General features: G+C 67.4%; 3 protein-coding genes. All 3 read left to right on the top strand.

Features of this window, described 5'->3' with window-relative positions; genetic code table 11:
- The first annotated feature begins 391 nt into the window (after window positions 1–391).
- Window positions 392–640 (top strand): hypothetical protein, encoded by a 249-nt coding sequence (locus tag AB0G02_RS39955; protein WP_360805670.1) that lies wholly within the window; start codon window positions 392–394, stop codon window positions 638–640.
- A gap of 3 nt (window positions 641–643) precedes the next feature.
- Complete coding sequence (locus tag AB0G02_RS39950; protein ID WP_360805667.1) at window positions 644–961, top strand: TIGR02679 domain-containing protein; 318 nt, start codon at window positions 644–646, stop codon at window positions 959–961.
- Window positions 958–1464 (top strand): TIGR02679 domain-containing protein (locus tag AB0G02_RS39945; protein ID WP_360805664.1); only part of this gene is annotated, 507 nt, incomplete at its 3' end. The genes AB0G02_RS39950 and AB0G02_RS39945, both read left to right, overlap by 4 nt.

Here is a 1464-nt window from a genome sequence, read left to right as displayed (position 1 = left end):
CGGCATTTACCTGCAGTCACGACGGTTCTTAGCGTCGTGGAGAGGGTCCGGTTCTCATGATGTACGACGACGACACCAGCAGACGCGTGCACCACGACATCCGAAGCGGGGACCGACCGGCCGAAGTCGTTAAAAAAACAAGGTTGCCGTCAAAGCCGACTCAAGACTACATCGTGCGATTGGGACGACGCCCCGGCTGGGACGCCGAACGCATCCACACCTATTTCCGCCGCAAATACAATCGACATGATATATCCCTTAGCGCTATTAGACACGTTTTGGGCCAGATGCGGACCAAACAGCGCCAATAAATGGCGCCTCATGCGAGATCGAGCGTTGTCGAGGTCGCCCTTCTGTCGGAAACCCGACTCGAGACAGCAGTTGCGGCAGTGTGCTTCGCCTGATCCTAATTGACGGCGCATTCGTCAAGGTCGACGAGCGGACCATCGCCGGGTTGACGGGCCTGCTCGTGCGCATGGACGTCGACTTTTGCATGACCGGCCACGCGCTGTGGGGCGCCTACCCTCAGATTCCCAGCGACGACGTCTACGAGATCCGCCGGGCCGAGGGAACCGCGGCAGCCGCCACCCACGTGCACTGGGACGGCGGCAACCGGCACTACCTGCGATCGACGGGCTGAGCCGTGGCCGACCACATCCCCGCACCGGCCCGCGACTACCTGGCCGGTCTGGAACCGCTGTGGCGTTCGGTTCGCAAGCTGGAGGGCAACGGACTTTTGTCGACCGGAGCCGTCGTCGCGGACCTGGACTACCAGGCGGCCGAAGACCTGTCCAGGCTGCTCGGCCGCACCGTGCCCCAAGGGCGGAGCAGGATCCGGTTGACCGAGCTGGATGCCGTGCTCAGGGCTTCGGCGATCGGCCACGGACTGGTCACCGTGGTTGCGGAACTGACCGGCAGCCCGCTCGGGGACCGGAAGCGGCGAGCAGGGCGCGTGAGGTGACGAAGGTCGACCTGTGGGCGTTCTGGGAGCGCGCCGTAGCCGAATCCGGGCTGGACGCCGCGCCATGGGGAACCACGTGGCGGGACGGACTGCGCCGCACAGGACTACTCATCCGTGCTGGCGACGAAGCCGAAACCGTGGTCCGGCACGCAATGGCGGTGTTGCGGACGCTGGCGCGGACCGTTCCGCTGGCGTCCCGCACGCCGGGCGCCGTGGCGGACGCGGTTCCCGTCGAGTCGGCCTTCGAGCTCGCCGAATTGGCCGGCGCCGCATGCGGGGACGCTCACGCGCTGGACGACGGGCAGGTGACCGCCGCCGTGGTCCTCCGCGCGCTCGCCGCTGCGACCGGGACGCCCCCCACGACCGCCGCCGCTCGCCGGGACCTGTGGAGTGCGGTGGGAGTCAGCCCCGACGCGGTGTCGGGCACCCTGTTGACCGACGTGGTGATCATGGCGCCGGCGGGGAAGGTGTTCGTGACCGGGCCGGACGTGGTGCGGTCGGTG

The organism is Actinosynnema sp. NPDC023658 (assembly GCF_040639995.1).
Classification (GTDB): domain Bacteria; phylum Actinomycetota; class Actinomycetes; order Mycobacteriales; family Pseudonocardiaceae; genus Actinosynnema.
This window is presented reverse-complemented; position numbering and strand designations above follow the sequence as displayed.